Source organism: Rhizobium sp. PDO1-076, assembly GCF_000247475.1.
Taxonomy (GTDB): Bacteria; Pseudomonadota; Alphaproteobacteria; order Rhizobiales; family Rhizobiaceae; genus Allorhizobium.
Genome location: NZ_AHZC01000089.1, coordinates 1 through 7,082, shown reverse-complemented (window position 1 = coordinate 7,082; position 7,082 = coordinate 1). Strand labels below are relative to the sequence as shown.

At 60.7% G+C, this 7,082-nt stretch carries 5 protein-coding genes and 2 pseudogenes; all 7 read left to right on the top strand.

Annotated features, from left to right (window positions below):
* A pseudogene (locus PDO_RS07025) lies at positions 1-636 on the top strand (NADH dehydrogenase subunit E); the annotation flags it as partial.
* Between the two features lie 13 nt (positions 637-649).
* Positions 650-1,954 carry an NADH-quinone oxidoreductase subunit NuoF gene (gene nuoF / locus PDO_RS07020; RefSeq protein WP_007599699.1) on the top strand — a complete coding sequence of 435 codons (1,305 nt, stop codon included), beginning with the start codon at positions 650-652 and terminating at the stop codon, positions 1,952-1,954.
* Positions 1,955-1,976: 22 nt separating this feature from the next.
* Positions 1,977-2,666 carry a hypothetical protein gene (locus tag PDO_RS07015; protein ID WP_007599698.1) on the top strand — a complete coding sequence of 230 codons (690 nt, stop codon included), beginning with the start codon at positions 1,977-1,979 and terminating at the stop codon, positions 2,664-2,666.
* 144 nt (positions 2,667-2,810) lie between these two features.
* Positions 2,811-4,892, top strand: coding sequence for an NADH-quinone oxidoreductase subunit NuoG (nuoG, locus tag PDO_RS07010; RefSeq protein ID WP_007599697.1), 2,082 nt, complete (start codon positions 2,811-2,813; stop codon positions 4,890-4,892).
* A 12-nt stretch (positions 4,893-4,904) separates the two neighbouring features.
* Positions 4,905-5,949 (top strand): annotated as a pseudogene (gene nuoH, locus PDO_RS07005) (NADH-quinone oxidoreductase subunit NuoH).
* Between the two features lie 39 nt (positions 5,950-5,988).
* Positions 5,989-6,480 (top strand): NADH-quinone oxidoreductase subunit NuoI, encoded by a 492-nt coding sequence (gene nuoI, locus PDO_RS07000; RefSeq protein WP_007599695.1) that lies wholly within the window; start codon positions 5,989-5,991, stop codon positions 6,478-6,480.
* 147 nt (positions 6,481-6,627) lie between these two features.
* A partial coding sequence (locus PDO_RS06995) for an NADH-quinone oxidoreductase subunit J (RefSeq protein WP_007599694.1) occupies positions 6,628-7,082 on the top strand: 455 nt, incomplete at its 3' end.

Below are 7,082 nucleotides of genomic sequence, written 5' to 3'. Positions count from 1 at the left end.
CCCACGCTCGAGCACATCATCGACCGTTTTGATGCAGGCAAGGGCTCCGACATCAAGCCCGGTCCGCAGATCGATCGTATTTTCTCGGCAGCAGCTGGTGGTCCGACCGCACTGACGGATCCGATCGAGCCGATCCGTTTCCAGGACACGCCGGCGGCAGCGCCCGCCGAATCCGCTCCGGCACCTGTCGCGACTGCGTCGGTACCGCCATCGAACGCTGCAAAGCCGGTCACCGACGCCCCGGAAACCGATGCCAAGCTCAAGACCCCCGCGACCGACAAGAAGGCTGCGGCGGAAAACATCAAGGTCAAGGGTGACAATGCCGATACGGCCCGCGGCGAAAAGCCTTCGCTGGAGGACAAGAACCGTCCGGCCGGTATCGAGAAGCCCGACGCCGTCGATGACCTGAAGATGATCTCGGGCGTCGGTCCGAAGATCGAGGCGACGCTGAACGGTCTCGGCATCTACAAGTTCGAGCAGATTTCCAAGTGGAAGAAGGCCGAGCGCGAATGGGTCGACGGCTACCTGAAGTTCTCCGGACGCATCGAGCGTGACGACTGGGTCAAGCAGGCCAAGGCACTCGCCAAGGGTGGCGAAGCCGAATACATCAAAGTCTTCGGCAAGAAGCCGCGCTGAGAGGTAAAGAGATATGTTGAAAGATCAGGATCGCATCTTTACCAATATCTATGGCCTCAAGGACAAGTCCCTGAAGGGTGCCATGGCACGTGGTCACTGGGATGGAACCAAGCAGATCCTCGAAAAGGGTCGTGACTGGATCATCAACGAGGTGAAGAATTCCGGATTGCGCGGCCGCGGCGGCGCCGGCTTTCCGACAGGCCTCAAGTGGTCGTTCATGCCGAAGGAATCCGACGGCCGTCCGCATTACCTCGTCGTCAACGCCGACGAATCCGAACCCGGCACCTGCAAGGACCGCGACATCCTGCGCCACGATCCGCATACGCTGATCGAAGGCTGCGTGATCGCCTCCTTCGCCATGGGCGCCAATGCCGCGTATATCTATGTCCGCGGTGAATTCATGCGTGAGCGTGAAGCCCTGCAGGCAGCGATCGACGAGTGCTATGACGCCGGCCTGCTCGGCAAGAACAACAAGCTCGGCTATGACATCGACATCTATGTCCATCACGGCGCTGGCGCTTACATCTGCGGCGAGGAAACCGCCCTTCTCGAAAGCCTCGAAGGCAAGAAGGGCCAGCCGCGCCTGAAGCCGCCGTTCCCGGCGAACATGGGCCTCTATGGCTGCCCGACCACGGTCAACAACGTCGAGTCGATCGCGGTGACTCCGACCATCCTGCGCCGTGGCGCCGGCTGGTTCTCGTCCTTCGGCCGAGCCAACAATGTCGGCACCAAGCTTTTCATGATCTCCGGCCACGTCAACCGTCCCTGCACGGTTGAGGAAAGCATGGGCATCACCTTCCGGGAAATGATCGAGAAGCACGGCGGCGGCATTCGCGGCGGCTGGGACAACCTTCTCGCCGTCATTCCCGGCGGCGCATCCTGCCCGGTCGTCAAGGCCGAGGACATGATGGATGTCGTGCTTGACTTCGACGGTTTGCGCGAAGTGAAGTCCTCCTTCGGCACCGGCGGCATGATCGTCATGGACAAGTCGACCGACATCATCAAGGCGATCTGGCGCATCTCGGCTTTCTTCAAGCATGAGAGCTGTGGCCAGTGCACGCCTTGCCGCGAAGGCACTGGCTGGATGATGCGTGTCATGGAGCGCATGGTGAAGGGCAATGCCCAGAAGCGCGAAATCGACATGCTGTTCCAGGTGACCAAGCAGATCGAAGGCCACACCATTTGTGCCCTCGGCGATGCGGCCGCGTGGCCGATCCAGGGCCTGATCCGCAATTTCCGTCCGGAAATCGAGGCGCGCATAGATCAGTATACACGCAATGCCATCGCACATGGCGTCGTCATGGAAGCCGCCGAGTAAGGCGAACGAAGGGTTTGGGACTATGGTCAGCGGTTCTGACAAGACGGGGGAAGGCAAGCCGGTTGATCCGGTCGATGCCGCTCGTCTGGCAGAAACACTGAACCCGCTGATGAGCAATTCGGCAGCCGCAATGGCGGCCGCAACCGCTATCGGCTTCGGACTTGCGACGCATATGACAAACCTGTTCTTCGGCTCTCTGCAGGGCGCGATGGATGCGACCGGCAAGCTGGCACGCAAGATCGAGGAAGATCGAAAAGCTGCTGAGGAAACCGAGGCGCAGGTTTCGACCGAGCCGACAGGGCCTGTAACGCCCAGGCAGTCGGTCAAGTCATCGGCCAAAACCAAAGCTGCTCCGGTCAGGGCTGTGAAGCGTGTTGTGGCAAAGCCGGCGCCGTCCAAGCCGGTGGCTGTAAAGACGCCGGTGGCCAAGGTTTCGGCTGGGGACAAGCCTGCTCCGGCTCCAGTGGCGAAAGCCAAGGGAAAAGCGTCTGGCAAGACCGACGATCTGAAGAAGATCGAAGGGATCGGCCCGAAGCTCGAGCAGGTGCTGATCGGAAAGGGCATCAGCCGATTTGCCCAGATTGCAGATCTCGGCGAAGAGGCGCTTTCCGCCTTGGACAAGGATATTGGTCTCGACGGTCGTGTGCTGCGGGATGATTGGGCGGGGCAGGCCCGCCGTCTTTCGGGCGGCAAGGTCCGCTCAGGCAAATAAGTTTACGGTCAGGCCGCGCGGTGGCGACGGGGCTGACCGGGGGAAATGAACGGGCGAGGGCGCTGTATCTGCGGATCGGCGCTGAGCCAGTCGGAGCGAAAACTCCGGCAAAGTGCGCGGTGCGCGTGAGGCAGGAAGGCGAATATGGCAAAGCTGAAGATCGACGGCAAAGAGATCGAGGTTCCGGATCATTTCACGCTGTTGCAAGCGTGTGAGGAAGCCGGCGCGGAAGTCCCGCGCTTTTGTTTCCATGAACGGCTGTCGGTCGCCGGCAATTGCCGGATGTGCCTTGTCGAGGTGAAGGGTGGCCCGCCGAAGCCGGCAGCCTCCTGCGCCATGGGCGTGCGCGATATCCGCGGCGGCCCGAACGGCGAACTGGCCGAAGTCTTCACCAACACGCCGATGGTCAAGAAGGCCCGCGAAGGCGTGATGGAATTCCTGCTGATCAACCATCCGCTGGATTGCCCGATCTGCGACCAGGGTGGCGAATGCGACCTGCAGGACCAGGCCATGGCGTTTGGTATCGACAGTTCGCGCTACACCGAAAACAAGCGCGCCGTCGAAGACAAGTATATCGGCCCGTTGGTCAAGACCGTGATGAACCGCTGCATTCACTGCACGCGCTGCGTCCGCTTCACCACCGAAGTTGCCGGCATTGCTGAACTCGGCCTGATCGGTCGCGGCGAAGACGCCGAAATCACCACCTATCTCGAGCAGGCGATGACCTCCGAACTGCAGGGCAATGTCGTTGACCTCTGCCCGGTCGGCGCGCTGACCTCCAAGCCGTTTGCCTTCACCGCCCGTCCGTGGGAACTCGGCAAGACCGAATCCATCGACGTCATGGACGCCCTCGGTTCGGCGATCCGCGTCGATACCCGTGGCCGCGAAGTCATGCGGGTCATGCCGCGCGTCAACGAACAGGTCAACGAAGAGTGGATCTCCGACAAGAGCCGCTTCATCTGGGATGGTCTGAAGACCCAGCGTCTCGACCGTCCTTACGTGAAGAAGGATGGCCGTCTGCAGCCGGCAAGCTGGGCGGAAGCCTTTGCTGCGGTCAAGTCAGCCGTTGCCTCGACATCGGCGGACAAGATCGGCGCTGTTGCCGGCGACCTGGCTTCCGTTGAAGAAATGTTTGCCCTGAAGTCGCTGCTTGCCTCGCTCGGTTCGGCCAATACCGACTGTCGCCAGGATGGGACGGCACTTGATCCGTCGCGCGGCCGCTCCAGCTACATCTTCAATTCCAGCATCGAAGGTATCGAAGCCGCCGACGCAATCCTAATCGTCGGTGCCAACCCGCGCTACGAAGCCTCCGTGCTCAACGCCCGTATCCGCAAGCGCTGGCGCCGTGGCGGCCTGCCGATCGCGGTGATCGGCGAAGCTGGCGACCTGCGTTATCCGTATGAATATCTCGGTGCCGGCACTGAGACACTGGCCGAACTGGTCTCCGGCAAGAACAGCTTTGTCGAAAAGCTGACCGCAGCCAAGAACCCGCTGATCATCATCGGTCAGGGCGCCCTGATCGGTGCTGAGGGCGCGGCCGTTCTCGCCAACGCAGCCAAGCTTGCCAACGCAGTTGGTGCGCTGACCGACGAGTGGAACGGTTTCTCCGTGTTGCACACGGCAGCCGCACGCGTCGGCGGTCTCGACCTCGGCTTCGTGCCGGGCGAGGGCGCTGTTGCCGCCGGCAACATGCTGTCTTCGCTTGATGTCGTCTTCCTGCTGGGCGCCGACGAACTCGACTTCTCCGCCAAGACCGCGAAATGCGTCGTCTATATCGGCAGCCACGGCGACAATGGCGCTCACAACGCGGACATCATTCTGCCGGGCGCGACCTACACCGAAAAGTCTGGCACCTGGGTCAATACCGAAGGCCGCGTCCAGTTCGGTAACCGCGCCGGATTTGCACCGGGCGAGGCACGCGAAGACTGGGCCATCCTGCGTGCGCTTTCCGACGTGCTCGGCAAGAAGCTGCCGTTCGATTCGCTGTCCCAGCTGCGCGCAAAGCTCTATGAGGCCTACCCGCATTTCGCCGAGATCGACGAAGTCGCGCCGGGCTCTTCGGCCGATATTGCTGCAATGGCGAAAAAAGCCGGGAAGATGGGCAAGTCTGTGTTTGCGTCGCCGATCAAAGACTTCTATTTGACGAACCCGATCGCGCGCGCTTCGGCCGTCATGGCCGAGTGCTCGGCATTGGCCCGCAACAATTTCAAGGCTGCGGCAGAGTAAGGGCAGGGGACCATGGATAATTTCGTTTCCACATATGTGTGGCCGGCGGCCATCATGATCGGTCAGTCGCTTCTGCTTCTGGTCTGCCTTCTCGTCTTCATCGCCTATATCCTTCTCGCAGACCGCAAGATCTGGGCAGCCGTCCAGTTGCGTCGCGGCCCGAACGTCGTTGGCCCCTGGGGTCTCTTCCAGTCCTTCGCCGACCTTCTGAAGTTCGTCTTCAAGGAGCCGGTCATTCCGGCCGGCGCCAACAAGGGCGTCTTCCTTCTCGCACCGCTGGTTGCCGTGACACTGGCTTTGGCCACCTGGGCGGTTGTCCCGGTCGCCGATGGCTGGGTCATCGCCAACATCAATGTCGGCATTCTTTACGTCTTCGCCATCTCGTCGCTTGAAGTCTATGGCATCATCATGGGCGGCTGGGCTTCGAACTCGAAGTATCCGTTCCTCGGCGCTTTGCGCTCTGCGGCTCAGATGGTGTCCTACGAAGTCTCGATCGGCTTCGTCATCGTCACCGTCCTGCTCTGCGTCGGTTCGCTGAACCTCACCGACATCGTCATGGCGCAGCATAATGGCATCGGCACGATGATGGGGCTTCCGGCATCCTTGCTCGACTGGCACTGGCTGTCGCTTTTCCCGATGTTCGTCATCTTCTTCATTTCGGCACTGGCGGAAACAAACCGTCCGCCCTTCGACCTTCCGGAAGCCGAATCCGAACTCGTCGCCGGCTTCATGGTCGAATACGGCTCGACCCCCTACCATGATGTTCATGCTCGGCGAATATGCAGCCATCGTGCTGATGTGCTCGCTGACCACGATCCTCTTCCTCGGGGGCTGGTTGCCGCCGGTCGACGTCTGGTTCCTCAACTGGGTCCCGGGTATCATCTGGTTCGTGCTCAAGGCATCCATGGTCTTTTTCATGTTCGCCATGGTGAAAGCCTTCGTTCCGCGTTACCGCTACGACCAGCTGATGCGTCTGGGCTGGAAGGTTTTCCTGCCGCTCTCGCTCGCCATGGTCGTCATCGTTGCATTCGTGCTGAAGCTGATGGGTTGGGCATGATCATGTCCACCCGGAAACTCGGCTGATTAGGAGATTAGGATGGCTGCTCTTTCACAGGCTATCAACGCACTTTTCCTGAAGGAATTTGTCGGGGCGTTCTTCCTCTCGATGCGTTACTTCTTCCGGCAGAAGGCGACGATTAACTACCCCTTCGAAAAGGGGCCGATCTCCCCGCGCTTCCGTGGTGAGCATGCGCTGCGCCGGTATCCGAACGGCGAAGAACGCTGCATCGCCTGCAAGCTGTGCGAGGCAATCTGTCCTGCCCAGGCCATCACCATCGAGGCTGGCCCGCGCCGCAACGACGGCACCCGCCGCACGGTGCGTTACGATATCGACATGGTGAAGTGCATCTATTGTGGTTTCTGCCAGGAAGCCTGCCCGGTTGATGCGATCGTCGAAGGTCCGAACTTCGAGTTCGCCACCGAGACCCGCGAGGAACTCTATTTCGACAAGGCGCGGCTTCTGGATAACGGCGACCGCTGGGAACGCGAAATCGCGCGCAACCTGGCGCTCGACGCTCCGTATCGCTGATCCCAAGGGATCAAGTCGCTCGGGCGAGGCACGCGGCCCCGCCAGAGCATTGATGTTTGTAACGGGCATGCCGGTGGGGATATCGGTCATGTCTTATCGGGCGGCGGGGCAGGGCCCTCGTCCGGGGGAAGATGAAAAGGCACCAACATGGGTCTTCAGGCTCTCTTTTTCTATCTCTTCGCCATTGTCGCCGTGGTTTCGGCCTTCATGGTGATATCGGCTCGGAATCCGGTCCATTCGGTCCTGTTCCTCATTCTCACCTTCGTCAATGCAGCGGGTCTGTTCCTGCTGACCGGCGCGGAATTCCTGGCGATGATCCTCCTTGTCGTTTATGTCGGCGCCGTGGCGGTTCTCTTCCTGTTTGTCGTCATGATGCTCGATATCGATTTCACCGAGCTGCGTGCGGGTGCCGCGAAATATGCGCCGATGGCGTCGCTGATCGGTCTGATCGTTGCAGCCCAGCTGGTCTTCGTGATCGGTGGCAGCGTCATCAGCCCGGCGGCCAAGGATGCTATTGCATTGCCGATCCCGGCTTTGTCGGAACGCCAGAACACCCAGGCGCTCGGTGACGTGCTCTACACAAATTACATCTTCATTTCCAG